At 41.7% G+C, this 18,850-nt stretch carries 14 protein-coding genes; 9 read left to right on the forward strand and 5 right to left on the reverse strand.

Going from position 1 to position 18,850, the window contains the following annotated elements; genetic code table 11:
* Positions 1-75 precede the first annotated feature (75 nt).
* Together H6G79_RS03550 and H6G79_RS03555 are read left to right on the forward strand one after the other, a co-directional pair.
* Positions 76-513, forward strand: coding sequence for a hypothetical protein (locus H6G79_RS03550; RefSeq protein ID WP_199331495.1), 438 nt, complete (start codon positions 76-78; stop codon positions 511-513).
* Positions 514-710: 197 nt separating this feature from the next.
* The gene (locus tag H6G79_RS03555; protein WP_313933878.1) at positions 711-1,661 is read left to right on the forward strand and encodes a glycosyltransferase; all 951 of its coding nucleotides are present in this window, start codon (positions 711-713) and stop codon (positions 1,659-1,661) included.
* 200 nt (positions 1,662-1,861) lie between these two features.
* Here the strand turns inward: H6G79_RS03555 and H6G79_RS03560 are convergent, their stop codons facing one another.
* The gene (locus tag H6G79_RS03560; protein WP_190589821.1) at positions 1,862-5,656 is read right to left on the reverse strand and encodes a DUF4347 domain-containing protein; all 3,795 of its coding nucleotides are present in this window, start codon (positions 5,654-5,656) and stop codon (positions 1,862-1,864) included.
* Between the two features lie 456 nt (positions 5,657-6,112).
* On the opposite strand from H6G79_RS03560, the gene H6G79_RS03565 reads away from it, so the two are divergent.
* Positions 6,113-6,415 (forward strand): DUF4915 domain-containing protein, encoded by a 303-nt coding sequence (locus H6G79_RS03565; RefSeq protein ID WP_199331496.1) that lies wholly within the window; start codon positions 6,113-6,115, stop codon positions 6,413-6,415.
* Between the two features lie 247 nt (positions 6,416-6,662).
* Here the strand turns inward: H6G79_RS03565 and H6G79_RS03570 are convergent, their stop codons facing one another.
* The 3 genes from H6G79_RS03570 to H6G79_RS03580 form a co-directional block, all read right to left on the reverse strand.
* On the reverse strand, positions 6,663-7,553 hold the full coding sequence (locus tag H6G79_RS03570) for a phosphodiester glycosidase family protein (RefSeq protein WP_190589820.1): 891 nt from the start codon (positions 7,551-7,553) through the stop codon (positions 6,663-6,665).
* Between the two features lie 178 nt (positions 7,554-7,731).
* Positions 7,732-9,114, reverse strand: coding sequence for an oxygen-independent coproporphyrinogen III oxidase (gene hemN / locus H6G79_RS03575; RefSeq protein ID WP_190589819.1), 1,383 nt, complete (start codon positions 9,112-9,114; stop codon positions 7,732-7,734).
* Positions 9,115-9,385: 271 nt separating this feature from the next.
* Positions 9,386-10,102 carry a heme oxygenase (biliverdin-producing) gene (locus H6G79_RS03580; RefSeq protein ID WP_190589818.1) on the reverse strand — a complete coding sequence of 239 codons (717 nt, stop codon included), beginning with the start codon at positions 10,100-10,102 and terminating at the stop codon, positions 9,386-9,388.
* A gap of 567 nt (positions 10,103-10,669) precedes the next feature.
* On the opposite strand from H6G79_RS03580, the gene acsF reads away from it, so the two are divergent.
* The 3 genes from acsF (at position 10,670) to H6G79_RS03595 (ending at position 14,432) form a co-directional block, all read left to right on the forward strand.
* Entirely contained in the window at positions 10,670-11,746 is a 1,077-nt protein-coding gene (gene acsF, locus H6G79_RS03585) for a magnesium-protoporphyrin IX monomethyl ester (oxidative) cyclase (RefSeq protein ID WP_190589817.1), read from the forward strand.
* 591 nt (positions 11,747-12,337) lie between these two features.
* Positions 12,338-13,924: a general stress protein gene (locus H6G79_RS03590; RefSeq protein WP_190589816.1), complete on the forward strand. Its 1,587-nt coding sequence runs from the start codon at positions 12,338-12,340 to the stop codon at positions 13,922-13,924.
* A 46-nt stretch (positions 13,925-13,970) separates the two neighbouring features.
* On the forward strand, positions 13,971-14,432 hold the full coding sequence (locus H6G79_RS03595) for a BON domain-containing protein (protein WP_190589815.1): 462 nt from the start codon (positions 13,971-13,973) through the stop codon (positions 14,430-14,432).
* Between the two features lie 503 nt (positions 14,433-14,935).
* Here the strand turns inward: H6G79_RS03595 and H6G79_RS03600 are convergent.
* Positions 14,936-15,829, reverse strand: a complete 894-nt coding sequence (locus tag H6G79_RS03600) for an alpha/beta fold hydrolase (RefSeq protein WP_190589814.1) — start codon at positions 15,827-15,829, stop codon at positions 14,936-14,938.
* Positions 15,830-15,983: 154 nt separating this feature from the next.
* Between H6G79_RS03600 and H6G79_RS03605 the strand changes: the two genes are divergently transcribed.
* The 3 genes from H6G79_RS03605 (at position 15,984) to H6G79_RS03615 (ending at position 18,731) form a co-directional block, all read left to right on the forward strand.
* A complete protein-coding gene (locus tag H6G79_RS03605) occupies positions 15,984-16,295 on the forward strand; it encodes a carbon dioxide-concentrating mechanism protein CcmK (RefSeq protein ID WP_062287987.1) in 312 nt (103 codons plus the stop codon).
* A gap of 87 nt (positions 16,296-16,382) precedes the next feature.
* Positions 16,383-16,733 (forward strand): carbon dioxide-concentrating mechanism protein CcmK, encoded by a 351-nt coding sequence (locus H6G79_RS03610; protein WP_190589813.1) that lies wholly within the window; start codon positions 16,383-16,385, stop codon positions 16,731-16,733.
* A gap of 813 nt (positions 16,734-17,546) precedes the next feature.
* Positions 17,547-18,731 carry a HetZ-related protein 2 gene (locus H6G79_RS03615; protein ID WP_190589812.1) on the forward strand — a complete coding sequence of 395 codons (1,185 nt, stop codon included), beginning with the start codon at positions 17,547-17,549 and terminating at the stop codon, positions 18,729-18,731.
* Positions 18,732-18,850: the final 119 nt, after the last annotated feature.

Below are 18,850 nucleotides of genomic sequence, written 5' to 3' on the forward strand. Positions count from 1 at the left end.
CTTAAAGGAATCAAGGATCTGAAGTTTTTTGAGTTATTATCGGTGACAGATAATATATGAATTAAGAGAATTTTGATGCAAGTGAATAAAATAGCCTTGGTAATTGCAGCAATTATTACTATGTCACCCTTGACTTTAGTAATGGCAAAAGATGTACAGGCTGCTACTGTGGAAGAACGAGTTAAATCAACACCCAGTAATCAACCAGAACAAACTGTACAAAAAACTTTTACAAATCTCATCAATGCCATTGAACAAAACAATTATACCCAGTTTATCTCTCAAGGAAGTCCAGATTTTAAAGAAGGTTTAACCAAACAAATATTTACCCATGTGAGTAAACAATTAGCGCCACGCCTCAAGAAAGGTTATTCCTCTGTTTTCTTAACAAAATTAAATCAGCAAGACTATCAAGTTTACTTATGGAAATTGTCGTTTAAAGATGGCAGCGATGATATTTTAGCGAGACTTAGCCTGAAAGATGCAAAAGTAGCTGGATTTTGGTTGAACTAATATCGTTTCTGATACAAATAGACCGTAGGGGGAAGGAAAGACAAGGGAGACAAGGAGGATAAGGGAGACAAGGAGGATAAGGGAGTAATATTTCTACCTTGTCTACCCCCTCTACCTTGCCTCTCTCCACTCCTTGACCAATCAGGAACCGTGTCTAGTACAGTATTGTCATAAGCTGGAGATGGGTAATTTCTGTTGTGGGTGAGAATGTGTTTTTCAGTGTTGTGATACCAACTTACAATCGTCTGCCGATTTTAGAAAAGTGCCTCCGAGCCTTGGAAATGCAGGAATTGAGTGCGTCAACTATCGTTACTGATTACGAAGTTGTTTTAGTAGATGATGGTTCTAATGATGGAACCTTAGAATGGTTGGCGGCACACAAGCAAGAGTTTCCCCATGTGCGATGCTTTCAGCAAGACCATGCTGGCCCGGCGGCGGCGCGGAATTTGGGGGTAGAGCAAGCACTTGGTGATACGATTATATTTATCGATAGCGATTTAGTAGTGCTGGAAAACTTTCTACAAGCTCACGCTGACGCATTATTGCAGGGAAAAGAGAAATTAGGAAGCGATCGCTTTTTTACTTACGGTGCAGTAATTAATACTTGTAACTTCGAGAATCCCACGGCGGAACCTTATAAAATTACCGATTTCTCTGCGGCTTTTTTCGCTACAGGTAACGTCGCTATTCCTAAACATTGGTTGACTAAAGCTGGCTTATTTGATACTGGTTTTCAACTTTATGGATGGGAAGATTTGGAATTAGGTGTCCGACTGAAAAATTTAGGACTACAACTAATTAAATGTCCCGCCGCCGTAGGATATCATTGGCATCCACCCTTTAATTTAGAACAAATTCCAAACTTGATTGAAAAAGAAATTCAACGCGGACGCATGGGAGTTTTGTTTTACCAAAAGCATCCCACTTGGGAAGTGCGAATGATGATTCAAATGACATGGCTGCACCGTTTACTGTGGGGAATTCTCTCACTTAATGGCCTGCTGAATGAAAATACAATGGCTCCCTTTCTACGCTGGCTGATTAAATTAGGTAAACCCCAATTAGCTTTGGAAGTAGCTCGAATTTTTCTCAATTGGTACAACGTCAAAGGCGTATATGAAGCCTATGCACAGTCAACTGTGAAGTAGAAATTGGGTCAAAATTTGCTTATCCTGAGAGGATATTTTAAAATGTAATACTTCAAATTACGGTGTGTATTATGGCAACGCTGAACGCATCGAGAAAGATGGTGTGTTACGGCTATTTTTCACCTTCTTAAGTTCCGAAATCCTTGCGTAGCCGTAACACACCCTACTTAATAAGTATTATCTGCCTGTGAATAGAAAATTTATACCACGGTTGAAAGATTGATTTTGACGATTAAATCATTAAAATCGCGATCGCCACCACCAGATATATCTTCAAAACCAAAGGTATTATTTCCTAGTAAGCGAATGTGATCAGTTTTGTCAGCATTAGCCCCCAAAAACGGGAAATAAATGGCCGGATCATTATTTGGATTACTATCTAACAGCGCATCGGGACGACCATTCACAATAATAAACGGAACAAAGATTCCCCCTGGTTGGAAAGTACCAGTCAAAGAAGCACTACCTTGATTACTTACCGCCAAATCAATTCCCGCGACTCGATTCCGCACCGCAGCCTCAATATAACCTGCTTGTCCTGTAAGTAAATCAACCTTGCCGTCACCATTGGTATCAATTCCCCCATTTTCATCAACTACCTGATAGAAGCCGACATAGTTGTCGTAGGTTGCTTCTCTATAAACCGAAAATTCGGCTTTCACCGCAGTTTGAACATCTCGTAAATCAATCAGTTCCGCTTGGGAATTATTTTGCAGATTTGTACCCAAAGGTAAATCTTGATCTGTTTGCTGAATTCTCACCACTAAATGATTAAACTCTGTCGCATTGTTATTAAAAGGGTCTTTCCAACCCACAGAGAAAGCATTTTCACCCAAGTCAGTAACTTTTTGTGTGGTGACACTAGAAAACAGTAACTTGTTAATCAAGCTGGAATTGTTGCGTACAGAATCAAGGGTACCGTCTGTCACTAATAAAAAGCGGAAATTCTGACTATTATCTAGTTCTAGTATGGTGCTGAGATTATTATAGTCAAAGCCATTGGGGTTATTCTTTAGCGCCGATAAAATTACCTTTGACCTGGTTAATGCAGCTTCGGCATAACCATTTGCACCAGGAGCGATACCGTCAATCGTACCTTGAGGATCATCAACAGTAAAGAAACCCAGTTCATTGACGACATTGGCACTACGTCCTGTCAACTGAACTTTCAGTCTGACTTTTTCATTCTCACCTGACAAGAAAAAGACATCATCTTTGGGGTTAGTCAATCCTGTTGCTTCATTTATCCCCACATTCACATTACGAGTAACAGCGATACTATCTGCAACGCCATCATAAACAAGAAAACTGATAGTGCGAGTACCTGTACTGGGGTTATCGCTGCTGTTACGATATTTAATACTTCGCAGTGCTGCTTGATATTGAGCAACTGTGGCAGTACCACTTAAGGTTAAAAAACCATTATCGTAGTCGCCATTTATCCCATTTTGCTCAGTGAACTCAAGGATGTCTTCTAGGCTATTAAAACCATCATTAATGCGAATTACGGCAATAGTTAAGTTAGGGGAATCAACATCGGTAACAGTAATGTTAGAGTCAATAGTTATGCTGCTGTTGTTGATATATTTAACAGCATTCTTAGTAGTAACAACAACAGGGGCATCATTGACTGAACTTACATTAATATTACGAGTGGCGGTATTACTGGAAAAGTTATTATTGACGACAAAGCTGATGGTGCGGGTGACAGTGCTGGGTTTTTCGCTGCGGTTGCGATATGTAATACTTCGCAGTGCCTCTTGATATTGGTCAACAGTAGCAGTACCAGTTAAAGTCAAAACACCGTTGCTGTATCTGCCAGTGATGCCGTTTTGATTAGTAAAGCTCAAAATGTCTTCTGTGCTGACAAAACCACTAGTAATGCTGACAGTGGCACCAGTCAAGTTTGTGGAGTCGGGATCGTTAACTATCAGGTTAGAGTCAATGGCTGTAGTCGCGTTTTCGGTGTATTGGAGGGTGCGGCTAGTAGCAATGATAGTAGGGGCATCATCAACTGCACTCACACTAATATTACGGGTGACAGTATTACTATCTAGGTCGCCATCATTGACAACAAAACTAATGGTACGGGTGGTGGTACTGGGGTTATCGCTGCTGTTGCGATATTTAACACTTCGCAGTGCGGTTTGATATTGGGCAACGGTGGCAGTACCAGTTAAAGTCAAAACACCATCGCTATAACTGCCAGTGATGCCATTTTGGTTAGTGAACTCAAGGATATCTCCGTCTCTAATAGAATCACTAGTAATGCTGATGGTGGCACTATTTAGGTTGGTGGAATTAACATCGTTAACGGTGAGGCTAGAGTCGATGGTTGTAGCCGCATCATTTTCTGTGTAGGTGATGGGAGTTGTGCTGGTGAGAGTAATGACCGGGGCAACAGGTTCTACAATTGTTAAAGTAGCGGTATTATTTGTGTCCAGGATGTAGTCTGAGCCAGATTCTAGGTTAAGAGTAACTGTTTCATTGGGGTCGGTGACATTATCAGCTACAGCTACAACTCTTAAGGTGGCAGTAGTTTGTCCAGGAGCAATGGTAAAAGTGTTGCCTGAGACAGCAGTAATATTTGTGCCGGCTTCTAGAGTGTAGTCATTGGTAGTAGTGGCGTTGCTACCGTTGGTGTTGAAGTTGACGGTTAAGCCACCATTTGGGGCAGGAGAATCGAGGGTAATGGTAAATGTGCCATCTGCAATGCCTTCTTTGGGGTTGGTGCCGGCAGCAATGCTGATTTTGGTGGTACTCAACAGCACTGAGACGTTGCTGCTGTTTTCGTTAGCGGTAGCCAAGTCGAGCTTGCCATCGCCGTTGAAGTCTCCCACTGTGACTGACTGGGGAGCATTACCGACGGTGAAGTTGGTAGGTGTGCCGAAGCCGCCTGAGCCGTTGCCTAACAGCACTGAGACGTTGCTGCTGTTTTCGTTAGCGGTAGCCAAGTCGAGCTTGCCATCGCCGTTGAAGTCTCCCACCGTGACTGAATAAGGACTAGTGCCGACAGTGAAGTTGGTGGCGGTGCCGAAGTTGCCTAAGCCGTCGCCTAACAACACTGAGACGGTGTTGCTGCCGGAGTTAGCAACAGCCAAGTCAAGGATGCTGTCACCATTGAAGTCTCCCACCGTGACTGAATAAGGACTAGTGCCGACAGTGAAGTTGGTGGCGGTGCCAAAGCCGCCTAAGCCGTCGCCTAACAACACTGAGACGTTGTTGCTGCCGGAGTTAGCAACAGCCAAGTCAAGGATGCTGTCACCGTTGAAGTAGCCCACTGTGACTGAATAAGGACTAGTGCCAACGCTGAAGTTGGTGGCGGTGCCAAAGCCATCTAAGCCGTCGCCTAACAACACTGAGACATTGTTGCTGCCGGAGTTAGCAACAGCCAAGTCAAGGATGCTGTCACCGTTGAAGTAGCCCACTGTGACTGAATAAGGACTAGTGCCAACGCTGAAGTTGGTGGCGGTGGTAAAGGTGACTAAAACTCCAGGGTAGGCTTGTCTAATTTCTGCTGACAAAGCCACATCGGAAGTGATTTCCCCTAGCTTGTGTTCTAGTTCCCAACTTCCTCCTTGTTGGGCGTTGCCAATTTTTCCGGCTGAGGCGGCAATGTTCGCCTTGGTAATTTGGTGTAGCTTCTGGATAAAGCTTTTACCCTGTTCTCCTTGAGCAACTTCACACCCATAAATCAGAATTTCTGTGGCTTGCCATTGTTGTAGTTGTTGGCTGTAGCTGTGGAGGTTGTCTAAATTGAGTTGGCTATTACCTAGTTGCAAGCAACCTGGGCTACCGTGAGCAATTATCTGAATACTTGCTGCTGGGTAGTTGCTGCACAGGGCGCTGATTTGAGTAATACCATCTGTATGTTTGTTGAGGACGGTGACTTTAGCGGTGGGTAGGATGCCTGACTTTAGTATTTGATAGTCATCAATTCCTGCATCAATAATGACTAGAGTTTGCTTTATAGCAGTAGTAACAGTAGATGCCATAATGTTTCAATCTTTGTCTGGAGGGTTAATTGGGCTATAGTATTTCTGACTCTAGTGAGGTAGTAGAGAGGAAGAATTAACCGCAGATGCACCCAGATAAACGCAGAGAAACTTGTACCTCAGCAAACTAGAAAAGGTGAAACGAACACCTAAAAATGAAAAAAATACTTATACTTTTTTAGCTTAAATTGATATAAAAATTTACAGTACTATTACTGTGCTTAACTGATGTCAAAAGAAGTTGCAGACAGTTTATTTATGTATAATTGCTGGTTTAATTTTTATTGATTAGTGGTATTTAAATTAACTTAAATCACCTGTTAACCTGATTTTATACGTATGTATGTTTGGTAACTAAAAAGGTTGGGTTTAGAAACAAAACCCAATATGCAAAAACCTTGATATTTTTGGGTTTCACCTCGTTCCACCTAATCTACATTGATATATTTTTTGTTTATGCTTTTACAATCTAATGCCCAGGCTGCTCTTCCTGTAGAAATACTTGCTTCGCATCATTTTATTGACTGGTTGCAGCTCCAGCAAATTAGTCTGGCATTTACTACTTATCAAAGTTCGCGGTTAATGTTGTTGGGAGTGAACGATCGCCATCAATTATCGGGATTTGAACGTTTTTTTGACCGCGCAATGGGACTATATACCACCCCAGAACGAATTTATCTCAGTTCTAAATTTCAAATTTGGCAGTTAGATAATGTGCTGACTCCTGGACAACTTTATGATGGTTATGACAAGCTTTAAATTGTCTGGCAACGGTGAGCGATCGCCATAGTTGCATTCCTTTATGGAAACCTAAATTTATTTCTAGCTTAGTCAATTAGGATCGTTGTCACCTCAATGGTTTGGCAATGGTCAACTGTCAGCCTTGTTATGTTACCTTGCAGCTTTATAGTATGAGGGTGTAAAAATTTTGATGTCTACCCCATAAAATGAATGACAGCACAAAGCCTTTAACCCTGTCATCTGTCACCGTTCGGCTGGAAGCCTATTACCTGTCTCCTGTTATGTCTTTAACTAATAAAACTGATTTTACAGGTCGCTTGATGACATTGCCTTGTGAATCAACTTTGCCGTAGAAAGCTTTACCGTTGTAATAAAGGGAAGATGAACTACCACCATCTAAGTTCATGGCTTCGGATGCGCCCAGCTTTTTCATTAAATCTGCTAGTTGCGATAGAGATACACCAGAATTATTTGGTTGTGAAGGCTTTTGAGCTACCATCACTAAAAGAATACTGCGATCGCGGGTAATACCAACAGCCGTTCTAGCGTTGAGTTGTTTACTTCCAATTGCATCGCGTCCGTTAGTATTATCTACAAAAGCTTCTTGCTCTGATGTGAGTTTTGGTAACAGTCGTGGCCCAGCACCAATAGCGTCAATTATGCGACATTTGGCTGGTGGGGTTTCATTATGCACAGCTATGGCATAGCGGGTTGTTTCTCCACACAAGTAGCGGCGAAATTGACTCCGATTTAAAATTGCAATCAAGTAAGGTCTTAATTTGGGATTATTAATCAATCTCTCATTATTTCTGGGGTCAGCTACCAATTGACCATTAGCAATAATATAAGATGTAGATTTTTCGTTGGCTGGGTCAAAAAAGCCAGCGTTGATAATAGCCACAGCTTGATGCTTTTGGGCAAATTCCTCTACAGTGTTTGTCTGCGGAGATAATGCTGGAGTGACTACAAATTTGCTGTTGGCTGGAATTAACAAAACATGAGCTGTACCTTGGGGTAAAGTGCGTTCAAAGTAGCGGATGGTTTTGGCGGTGGGAATTGTCGAAGATATCGACCTTGGTAAAGAACCCAGACCCAACCATAAGGGCAATACACCAACACTCGCTATAGTCAAACTCAGCAGCCAGATTTTTTTCATTTGCTCGCACTCAACCTTGCTGCATGAATATTACAGCAAAATTTACCGCAAAGCTTGTGGTGCGTTACGGCTTACACCTAATACATTGACTAAAATATGACTATAGTATTGCTTCTTAGGACTTACACAGTGATACCAAGATGCTGAAAATAATGCAGAATTTCATCACCAGTTAGAATTAAATTGCCCTAGAAAATTGCTTATCTTGTTGTTGATTATGAGCATCAAAAACAACGGCAATATTTCTCACTAATAACCTGCCAGTATCGGTAATTTGTAGGTGATGGGCAGATAATTTTAGTAGTCCATCTTCAACTAATGGTTGTAATGCTGCTAATTCTTGGGAGAAATATTCATCAAAATTGATGTTGTATTTCTCTTCAATATCTTGTTTGTACAACTGAAAATGAGACATGATACACATAATGACATCCCGGCGGATAATGTCATCTTGAGTAAGTTTGATACCTTTACTCACAGGTAAAACATGATTATCAACTGCTTGATAATAATCTTTGAGTTGTTTATGGTTTTGGACGTAGGCATCGTTCAACATACTAATTGATGTAGCACCAAACCCAAACAAATCTGTACCAGCGTGGGTGGTGTAACCTTGGAAGTTGCGTTGTAGGGTGCGATTTCTTTGCGCGATCGCTAATTCATCGTTCGGTTTAGCAAAATGATCCATCCCAATAAATAAATACTGGCTACTGGTTAATTCCTCAATGGTCATTTTGAGAATTTCTAACTTTTCTTGCGGTTTTGGTAATGCTTCTGGAGGAATATTTTTTTGTGCTGGTTTTAACCAAGGCACATAGGCAAAGTTAAACACCACAATGCGGTCGGGATCTAATGCAACGGTCTTTCTAATCGTCTCTCGAAATGTTTGCAGTGTTTGATAAGGTAAACCATAAATTAAATCAACGTTCACACTATCAAACTTAGCTGCTTTAATCCAATCCATGACATTAAATAATAAGTCCTCTGGCTGGATGCGATTCACAGCGACTTGGACTTCATTATTGAAGTCTTGGATACCAAAACTCACACGATTAAATCCTATCTCCCGCAAAAAGAAAATATATTCTTTGTCAACGTAGCGGGGATTAATTTCAATGGAAATTTCGGCTTGGGGGTCAAATTCAAAATGCTGTGTAATCTTCTTCCACAAAAATTCTACTTGTTCTAAGTCTAAGTAGTTCGGTGTACCGCCACCCCAGTGCATTTGCAATACCTTTCTATCGGGAGAAATTAAGGTAGACATCTGCTTGATTTCTTGTGCTAAATGTTCTAGATAAGGCTTGGCAATATTCTTGTTGTTGGAAATTACTGTATTACAGCCGCAGAAATAACAAGCACTTTGACAGAAAGGAATGTGGAAATAAAATGATAGCGGAGATTTTCTGTGGTTGGAAGCTGCGATCGCTGTATGAAAATCATCTGTTGTAAATGCTTCGTTTAACTCGGTAGCTGGTGGATAACTTGTATATCTCGGTGCTGCTGTGTCGTACTTTTTGATCAAATCCAAATCAAACTTGACACTGGGTAATATGAATACCATCAAAACCTCCAATGTAATGGGTAGGCTAGATTTTCAAACTCACAAAAAATCAGCCTAAGTACTTGTTTGTATTGCAAATAAAGGTTAAAGGCTAGGGGTTAGAGGCTAGAGAAGAACTTTAACTACCTGGAAAGTGCTGAGTAAAACTACTATTCTCTAGTCCCTAGCTTCTAGCCTCTCATCTCTCTTTCTTGTAACTGCTGTCTAGTTTAGATATCAGTTGTAGTGCATGATGTGTTGACTCAAACCAAACAGCAAAATTTTGCGAAAATTAATTAGTGGCAGTTGCTTCTGTACTACCAGGATTATTAGCACGGGTCAAGTTATTAAATAATACTTGACCGATCGCTTTAATTAAACTTCCTTCTAGTTCCTCAGCCATTTGCATATTTAAACTAAAGGCATAGTTAGCTTCAGCAACAATTCTCTCGGCTGTCGCATCATCCACTGCTACAGCGTTTAAAGCTTCGCGGTATTTGTCCTTAAATGCTTTTTTGTCGGGAATTTGGTCAAAGTTATAAAAAGAAGTACCCTCATAGCCAGACAGCTTGAGGGTAGATTGAGCAATTTTTTGTAACATCTGACCACCAGAAAGGTCGCCCATGTAGCGCGTGTAGGCGTGACCAATTAATAATGCAGGTTCATAAGCAGATAATTGTTGAATCCGGGCGATGTATTTTTTGCCATTGTTAGAAGGTGCGATTAAATTGCGCCAGTTGCTGCCATAGTAAAATACCATGTCTGTTTCTAAAGCTGCCTGACGATTTAATTCAGGAAAGTACATTCCACCAATTACCGGGTTGTTTTGCTGATTGGCTAATGCTGCTTCGAGTTCACTGTAAACAAAATACAAGTTACCCAAAAACTTTGCAAAGCAGTCTTTATCAACCACACCTTTCAGAAAACATTTCATAAATCCCACATTTTCGGCGGCGGTGTGGGCTTTTTGCGTACCAGTACGCAGTTTGAGGGCTAGGTTACTACTCATTTTGGATTCCTTTATCACCGACTTACATTAAATGGAGAGATTAGAGGTTAGGGGTGAGAGGTTAGAGGCTAGAGGCTAGAGGTTAGGGATTAGGGGCTGGTTTTAATTACTCAGCACTCACACTTCGACTTCGCTCAGTGAACAACACTCAGCACTCAAAACTCAGCACTTTTAAAAGAATTTACGTCAGAGATGAAGGATTGTTATTCTAGATGTAGAGGGGAAAAGTATCGGCATCACTATCACTTCAACCAGCAACTACCATTGCCGATACTATTCTGAGAGATTTTTGCTCTCCCAAAATCATTTAACTATCAATACTTGTATAACTATACAGCTATTAATATTTCTTTATATTCCCCAATATTTAGACAAATTTAGCGATGTTGCATTGCTACTTCTCTTAAAAGCGGGGAAATTAGCCGCAAAACCACAGCTACAACCCTGAGAAACCTGAGCATTAAGGTTATCTCGTGATATTTGCTTTTCCATAATTCAACTGATGCGGATTTACAACATTTTATGCTTATATAACTATTAAAAGATAAAATAATGTAAAGGAGTCTCATGGTCGATTCAGTTGCAACCCCAGAGCCGCAATTGCTAAAGCCGGGTATTAAAGCGCCTGTTGCAGAAACTTTATTAACACCCAGGTTTTACACTACAGACTTTGATGCAGTGGCGAAATTGGATATATCGGCTAATGAGGCTGAAATCAAGGCTGTGATTGATGAATTGCGGGCTGATTACAACCGCCATCACTTTGTGCGTGATGATGAGTTTAAGCAGTCATGGGATCACATTACAGGAGAAAAACGCCGCGCCTTTATTGACTTTTTAGAACGTTCTTGTACTTCGGAGTTTTCTGGATTTCTTTTATTTAAAGAATTATCACGTCGTCTGAAAAAAAATAACCCGTTGCTATCTCAAGCGTTTGAATATTTGGCGCGGGATGAGGCTCGTCATGCAGGGTTTTTGAATAAATCAATGGCAGATTTGAACCTGTCATTAGATTTAAACTTTTTAACCAAAAACCGCACATATACCTTTTTCCCGCCAGAGTGGATTATTTACACAGTTTACCTATCGGAGAAAATTGGTTATTGGCGATATATTTTAGTGCATCAGCACATGCAAGAGCATCCAGAATATCAGTTTTATCCGTTGTTCCGCAAGTTTGAGAGTTGGTGTCAAGACGAAAATCGCCACGGAGATTTCTTTAAAGCATTGTTGCGATCGCAAACTAAACTCTGGAAAAGTTGGACAGCAAAATTGTGGGTGCGATTCTTTTTGCTGACTGTGTTTGCTACCCATACAATGACTGTATTTGAACGCGCATCATTTTACGAAGTGATTGGGATTCATCCTCGTAAATACAACAACAGAGTTATTCAAGAGACAAATAACACTTCTGCACGCGCATTTCCCCTCATCTTGAATACAAATCACCCGTTATTTTTCTGGCGCTTAGAACAGTGTTCAGAAAATAACTTGAAAATTGCGGCAATTAAAAACAGTAATCAGCCTGGCATAGTGAAATTATTCCAACAAATTCCGCCAATTGTTGCTATTTTTTGGCACATGTTACAGCTATATCTAATTAAACCAATTGAGACCGAATCTACACGCGGTACAGTTCTTTAATTAGTTTTGTTGAGCTATTGCTTTTAGGTGGACACAATTATTTAGAAGACGCATTTCGACTCCCTTCGGCTACGCTCAGGGCGAGTCGCTCAATGCTCAATAGACCTAATAAAAGAGGGTTGAGCGGAGCGATGCACTGAGCCTGTCGAAGTGTCGAAACCCGTTCATTTCAATTTAGGTTTAATTTATTTCTTATACTTAACTATAGGAATACGGTTTTATTCCCGAATTTACTGGTGTGCCAAGAAAGTAGGGAAGAAGTCTTGTCTAAATTAACTAATTGTTTTTAGAAGTTGAATATTAGTCCTATGGTTGCTAATAAAATAATCATAAATATTTTTGCTACATCACATCCCCGATTTATTTAATAAATCGGGGATATTTATTTAGGTAAAAAGTGTGTTATTGGTGCCATTTTTTATTTAAAAAATAAATTTTCTGGATTCATTATCTACGTACGTATATCTGTTGATAGAGAAGATAATTACGCCGCGAGATTGAGGGAAATTATGGCGAAAAAGGATAGTAATAGGATTATTGAACTCAATAAATTTGTGATCACAAGATTTTAATTAATTAGGAGAAGTGAGAATGGTTGCTGGTGTACGGAGACGCTCTATAGGTGTATTTTCTAATCGCAGGGATGCTGAAGAAGCATTACATGAATTGAGAAATTCTGGCTTTCCGATGGATAGAGTCTCTGTGATTGCGAGAGATGCTGATGGTAAAGATGAGATTGCTGGTACGCAAGTCAGCGATCGCGTGGGCGATAAATCTGACGAAGGTGCGGCGGTGGGTGCAGCTACAGGCGGCGCTTTAGGCGGTTTAACAGGCTTATTAGTTGGGCTGGGAACTTTAGCCATCCCTGGAATTGGGCCGATTATGTTGGCGGGTGCAACTGCAACAGCGATCGCCACTACTATTGCTGGGGCTGGTATTGGCGCAGTAGCTGGTAGTTTAATTGGCGCTTTGATTGGTTTGGGAATCCCCGAAGAACGGGCTAGAGTTTATAACGAACGTGTCCAAAGCGGTGGTTATTTGGTCATCGTCGATGGTACAGATGATGAAATTGCCAGAGCTGAAGCCATTTTACATCGTCGGGGAATTGAAGAGTATGGCATTTACAATCATCCCCATGCTCATGAAGTTGATCCCACAACAAGTTATGTCAAACATGCTTTAGGTTACTTTAGTCTGCGTCAAGATGCGGAAGCCGCAATTAATGATTTACGGGTGGCTGGCTTTCCTCTGAGCCAAATTTCCTTGATTCATCGGGAGTCAATCAATCAAACAGCTTTAAAAGAAGTGAATTATAGCGATCGCCTGGATGCTGTACGCTATGGATTACCAGATGACCGCACCCGCTTTTATAACGAGCGCATCAATCACGGCGATTACATCGTTGCAGTCAGTGGTACAGATGACGAAATTCATCGGGCGGCGGCGATTCTCAACCGCCATAGAATTCAACATTGGCAAATTTTTGACCCCCACAGCCACGCCACAACACCCTTACACCAAAACCGCCGCGCCATAGGTGTATTTTCCCACCGCCATGATGCAGAAGCCGCACTCAATGAACTGAGAGATGCTGGTTTCCCCATGAATCGCGTTTCACTAATTGCTAAAGACACAAATGGTCATGGTGTGGCTGGTGTCGGTAACAAAGCTGATGAAGGTGCGAAAGCCGGAGCCGCTACAGGTGGTGCATTGGGTGGTTTAGGCGGCTTATTAGTTGGATTGGGTGCATTAGCCATTCCCGGAATTGGGCCTGTGATTGCTGGTGGTGCATTAGCAACCGCTTTAGCCACAACTGTAGCTGGTGGGGCGATTGGTGCAGCTGCTGGTGGTTTGGTTGGTGCATTAGTGGGATTAGGGATTCCCGAAGACAGAGCAAGAATTTATAGCGATCGCTTTCAACGCGGCGATTACTTAGTCATGGTCGATGGTACAGACACAGAAATTCAACACGCCCAAACTATTCTGCAACGTCGCGGGATTGAAGACTTTGACATTTTTGATGCGACTGATGTTGATACCGAATCCCGTCGCGGTGGGGATTGGACAAGACATCAAGAAACCCCAGTGATTGAAACTGGTCGCGCTAATTATCCAGTAACAGGCGATCGTGTAGATCCCACTGTCACCATCGTTGATCGCCGAGACGACCTACTTTAACTAAAACAAAAAACCCTTCATTGTCAATCTATTGATCATTAAACCAATGAAAAAACTAGCGCCCTTTTTTGTTAGTAGCTTATTACTTCTTGGTGCTGTTGCTTGTCAAAATCCTTCTCGCACCAGCGAATCAGCACCCGACACAGTAAATCAAAATCCTGCTTTCCCAGCTGCACAAACAACTCAAGAAGCAAAAGAAGACGCTCAAAGTGAACTGCGCCGCCGACAACTTAATGAAGATATCCGGGCGCGAGAACAACGCAACAATGCTACTGGTGGCGATACCCAAAGAGCAACAGGCGACTTAGCCAGTGAAGTACGTTCTAAATTAGAAGCCAACATTCCTGATGGTCAGCTTACAGTTGCTGCTGATGAAAAAGGTACAGTCACTGTGAATGGTACTGTCAAAAATCAGGATCAACTGAATAAAATTCAGCCTCTAGCACAAGAAATCAAAGGTGTGAAGAGCGTAGTTAACAAAGCTGTCGTGGCTCCTGCTAAACAATAATCAAATATAGTCCTAGCAGCTGCTTCGACTCCACCCCGCAAGTCCGGGGTGTACACACAACTCTGATAAAGTTGCCTGGTAGTACTTCGCTCCCCCCTAGCCTAGGTTAGGGGGGAGCGAAATGCTAATCATATTTCCGCCGACCTGTACTATAGCGATTCTCGGTTGGATGAGATACATTTCAACCCCACCCCCAACCCCCTCACAAGTGTAGGTTTTTAACAGAGTGATGAGTAGCGACTCTAAAAATCACGATTTAATCAGAGTTCCACCCCCCTAACACCCTTACACCCCTACACCCTAAATCAAGGTTTTTGGGGCATAACGTAAAAAACCTACACCTGTCAGCCCCCAACCCCTCCCCCGAAGTTTGCTCAACGGGGGGAACCCCCGCACGCAACTTCTCTCCGCACGCGGGGAGGGGAGCGTTTGCGTTAGCAAATGCGGGGTGGGGTTCCGACTGTATTACAAGCAAGTAAGAACCGCTATAGCCTCTGTAATTTTTATGATTCATCTCGAAATTCGAGAATATGCTGGGCAGTAACTTGTGGTTGTTCTAGATGGGGAATATGACCTGAGTCTTGAATCCAAATGAGTTTACTATGGGGAATGGCACGTTTGAATCTTTTTGCATCTGTAGTGCCTAAGATTTTGTCTGAGTCGCCCCAGAGAATTAATGTAGGTTGCAGAATTTGTCCTAGTTGCTTAAATCTAAAAGCACTGTAACCACCACTTTTGGTAAAAGCAATTAAAGCTAGATGCCAACTCGGCATTTCTAGATGCAGTCCGCCACAATATGTAGCATCTAGAGTTACTAGATTGGGGTTTTTATAAGCAGTGCGAGAAATGCGATCGCGGACTTTGGGATTACGCAAAAATTCTGTCGCCCAATTATCCAAGGGCGGAAACATGAATTTTGCTAAAGGTGAACCTGCTTTTAACCCAGCACTATCAATCAACACCAGTTTTTTGACGACTTCTGGATAGGTGAGGGTAAAGTCAATGGCGGCTGCACCTCCCATCGATGCACCCACCAAAATTACAGGCTCTTTAATTAAGGTTTTCCAGAAATAATATAGATGGGTTTTAATGGCGACGGGACTAAATGCTATGTCTTGGAGTCTGTCGGTAAAGCCAAAACCGAGTAAATCCACTGCCCAGGTTTGATTATTTTCTGCCAGTAGTGGTAGTAGTCGGCGAAATTCTAATACAGAACTATCAAAACCGTGGATGAGTAAAATTGGTGTGCCACCACTGCCTTGTTTCACATAAGTGGTGGTGATTGGTTCGGCAGATAAAGGAGTAGCGATCGCTTGACTTTGGATACTACAAGCTAGGGCGATCGAGTTTGGTTCAGTTAATTGCCTAACTGCGGCTGGTAAAAAGCTAGGAAACATAAATTATAGTTTACAGCACCCCATCACCAAAATTGTGCTGATTTGTTAGCTAATGACTCAGTGTACCGAAAAAAAACACTCCTGAATGTCACCATTGGAGCCAACCCCGCGTAAAATAAAGATCACTCTATTTATTGTCTCAGGAGCTAATGCCATGCCAATGGCTGTTGGCGTAATTGAAACTTTAGGTTTTCCATCTGTGTTAGCCGCAGCAGATGCAATGGTGAAATCTGCCGCAGTCACGCTGGTATATTATGGACTAGCGGAAAGTGGTCGCTTTGTTGTTGCTGTCCGAGGACAAGTTGCTGAAGTCAACAGAGCTGTTGAACAAGGTATAAACGCTGGGGAGCAGGTAAAGGCAGAAACAGTAATCACCCATTATATAGTTCCTAATCCCCCGGAAAATGTGGAAACAGTTCTGCCCATCCACTTCACCCAGAAATCTGAGCCTTTCCGGATCTTCTAAACAGTTTCGCCATTAAAATTTGTAACAAAGCTGCCTACAATTAATTTTGCAGCGATACATACGTTTATCTATATCAGGAGATGAAGAATGTCACTACAGGCAGTTGGTTCGCTGGAAACAAAGGGTTTTCCTGCTGTGTTAGCCGCAGCAGACGCAATGGTAAAAGCAGGACGAGTTACCCTCGTTGGTTATATCCGAGTTGGTAGCGCACGCTTTACGGTGAATATTCGGGGAGATGTTTCGGAAGTGAAAACCGCGATGGCTGCCGGTGTGGAAGCAGCAGAAAATGTTTATGGAGGCACATTAGAATCTTGGGTCATTATCCCTCGTCCTCATGAAAACGTTGAGGCTGTTTTACCAATTGCTTACACCGCAGAAGTACAGCAGTATCGTGACTCTGTAGAAAATCCGATCATCAGGTCTGGTAACGGCAGATAAAATTAGCAGGTTCATCCCACAGCTAAAGTCAAAAGTCCCCAGTCCAATTGCTAATCAATGATTAATAATTGCGACTAGACTATTGACTTTTTGCTAAGTATGCTGTTTCAATTTTATTCCATTTGTCACAAGCATTACTCTCCTGGGCAACTAACTCTTAAAAGAAACAAATTACTTCGAGGACTGGTTGTCAGTTTTGCGTATAATTAAAAAAAATTGCTTTACCCACAGCATGAGATTTTAAGAAAATTGTAGTGTTAGCGATCGCCGCAATCTTTCACACAACTTCCTCTACCGATAGAAATTAAGGAGTGAACTGTAAACTATGGCTTTTAGATATGATCGCCATAGACAAGTTAGTAGAAATTGATAAGAAAAATTACATATTTCCTAAAACACGAAATAAAGACTTGATGACGTGAAACTTATCCACTCAAGCTAACGTCTGGAATTTCGAGAAATCTCACTAGTTCTTGAGCAGTAGTGTAGACTTTCTCGTTTTTACTAACTGAAGCCCTTTAATCCTAGTTTGTCCTGATCAGATTGATTTAGGATTAGTTAGCTTTTTAGGTATTTTAATGATAAGTTGACAAAAATTGAAAATTGTGAAATATGGAAAAAATTGCTAACTACAAAATTTTTTATTGTGCAGAGAATAAAAATCACAAATTAATCTGAAAACTTCTGCATAAAGTTTGAGAATAAAAACGTAAATAAAAATAGAATCGCTGAAATGTCTTCATGAAAGCGACCGATTCATGGACAACTGCCAGCCAAGATGTTAAGAGTGAGTGACGATCAACGGGGGTTGTGATGCAAACTTTAAGGCAAGGTTTTGAGGAAAACAATCTCACTATGGCAACAGATGCAGACAAACTGGCCCAGTATTGGCATAAACGCCTAGCTGTAGAAATTCCAGAACAAAGTACATCTGTGAGAGAGAGTATTGTTTTGTGGCTTTTGGGCAAAGACTTAAACAGATTTGAACTATTAGACCCCAAACAACTAGAAATTGCTAAACAAGCAATGGAATATCGCTGGAAAATTTTACATCAACGCTACTTGGGTCTTGGTAGAGAACGAGCTTATCGTAACTTAATTACTCGCTTGGGGAGTTTAGTCAGCTTACGCCATAAAATTCAAACTTGGGTAGCACTCAGCCGCGATCGCCAGCGCAGTGTTATGGATGTTTTACAAGAAGTGATTCAAGAACTGCTGCAAAGCGATAATTATATGCAGCAACAAATGGCCTGCATTGCCGAATTTACCACCGACAGAAGACTGCAAGATACATTACTATTTGCCAGCATTGAAGAGTATGCCTTGCGGCCAGTCCGCAATCAACCGCTACTAGTTTACAGATTTGTCAATTACTTGCGTCGGACTCAGCGCGGTGGCTTAACTCAAGTACCAGGTAGCGATATGGTGCGACTGGTTTCCGAAGAAATTCTCACCGATGACAGTGATAATCGCGTCAACTTAGTAGATAATCAAGCGATCGCCGAATATCAAGAAGCCCAACAACTAGAAGAACAACAAGCACTGCGCCAGTCCGTGCAAACAGAATTTGCCGACTACTTACAAGAAAATCTCGGACAAGACGCAGTAGATTGGTTGCGGCTATATCTCCAAGGCAAATCTCAAGACGAAATTGCCAAACAACTGCAAAAACCCATTCGAGAAATCTATCGTCTGCGGGAGAAAATCAGCTACCATGCAGTCAGAGTTTTTGCCCTCAAAGGTAAACCAGAACTGGTCAATAGCTGGCTATCCATTTCCTTAGAAGAACATAATTTAGGACTGACACCTAACCAATGGCAGCAACTTTATCAGAAATTAACGCCATTGGGTCAGAAAGTGCTAGATTTACGCAAAGCAGGTCATTCCCTAGAAGCGATCGCCCAACAGTTAAGTCTGAAAACTCATCAAGCAATGGGAGAATGGACAAAAATTTATCTCACCGCCCAATCCTTGAGAACCGAAGAATCAGAAGCATAAGTAGCCACCGCAATTCCTAGCCATGAATTCATTAAGGACTTTGCGGAAAGCCTTTCCCTGCTCCCTAAAAGCAACCAAGACTAACTAGTACAGAAAAATTTATACCTATCGAACCTGGC

It is taken from the genome of Anabaena sp. FACHB-83 (assembly GCF_014697485.1).
In the GTDB taxonomy this organism is placed as follows: Bacteria; Cyanobacteriota; Cyanobacteriia; order Cyanobacteriales; family Nostocaceae; genus Nostoc_B.

Excerpts from the sequence above, each read along its gene's own strand:
- H6G79_RS03550 (WP_199331495.1), top strand. The coding sequence starts at position 76 with ATGCAAGTGAATAAAATAGCCTTGGTAATTGCAGCAATTATTACTATG.
- H6G79_RS03560 (WP_190589821.1), bottom strand. The coding sequence starts at position 5,656 with ATGGCATCTACTGTTACTACTGCTATAAAGCAAACTCTAGTCATTATT.
- H6G79_RS03565 (WP_199331496.1), top strand. The coding sequence starts at position 6,113 with ATGCTTTTACAATCTAATGCCCAGGCTGCTCTTCCTGTAGAAATACTT.
- H6G79_RS03570 (WP_190589820.1), bottom strand. The coding sequence starts at position 7,553 with ATGAAAAAAATCTGGCTGCTGAGTTTGACTATAGCGAGTGTTGGTGTA.
- hemN (WP_190589819.1), bottom strand. The coding sequence starts at position 9,114 with ATGGTATTCATATTACCCAGTGTCAAGTTTGATTTGGATTTGATCAAA.
- H6G79_RS03580 (WP_190589818.1), bottom strand. The coding sequence starts at position 10,102 with ATGAGTAGTAACCTAGCCCTCAAACTGCGTACTGGTACGCAAAAAGCC.
- acsF (WP_190589817.1), top strand. The coding sequence starts at position 10,670 with ATGGTCGATTCAGTTGCAACCCCAGAGCCGCAATTGCTAAAGCCGGGT.
- H6G79_RS03590 (WP_190589816.1), top strand. The coding sequence starts at position 12,338 with ATGGTTGCTGGTGTACGGAGACGCTCTATAGGTGTATTTTCTAATCGC.
- H6G79_RS03595 (WP_190589815.1), top strand. The coding sequence starts at position 13,971 with ATGAAAAAACTAGCGCCCTTTTTTGTTAGTAGCTTATTACTTCTTGGT.
- H6G79_RS03600 (WP_190589814.1), bottom strand. The coding sequence starts at position 15,829 with ATGTTTCCTAGCTTTTTACCAGCCGCAGTTAGGCAATTAACTGAACCA.
- H6G79_RS03605 (WP_062287987.1), top strand. The coding sequence starts at position 15,984 with ATGCCAATGGCTGTTGGCGTAATTGAAACTTTAGGTTTTCCATCTGTG.
- H6G79_RS03610 (WP_190589813.1), top strand. The coding sequence starts at position 16,383 with ATGTCACTACAGGCAGTTGGTTCGCTGGAAACAAAGGGTTTTCCTGCT.
- H6G79_RS03615 (WP_190589812.1), top strand. The coding sequence starts at position 17,547 with ATGCAAACTTTAAGGCAAGGTTTTGAGGAAAACAATCTCACTATGGCA.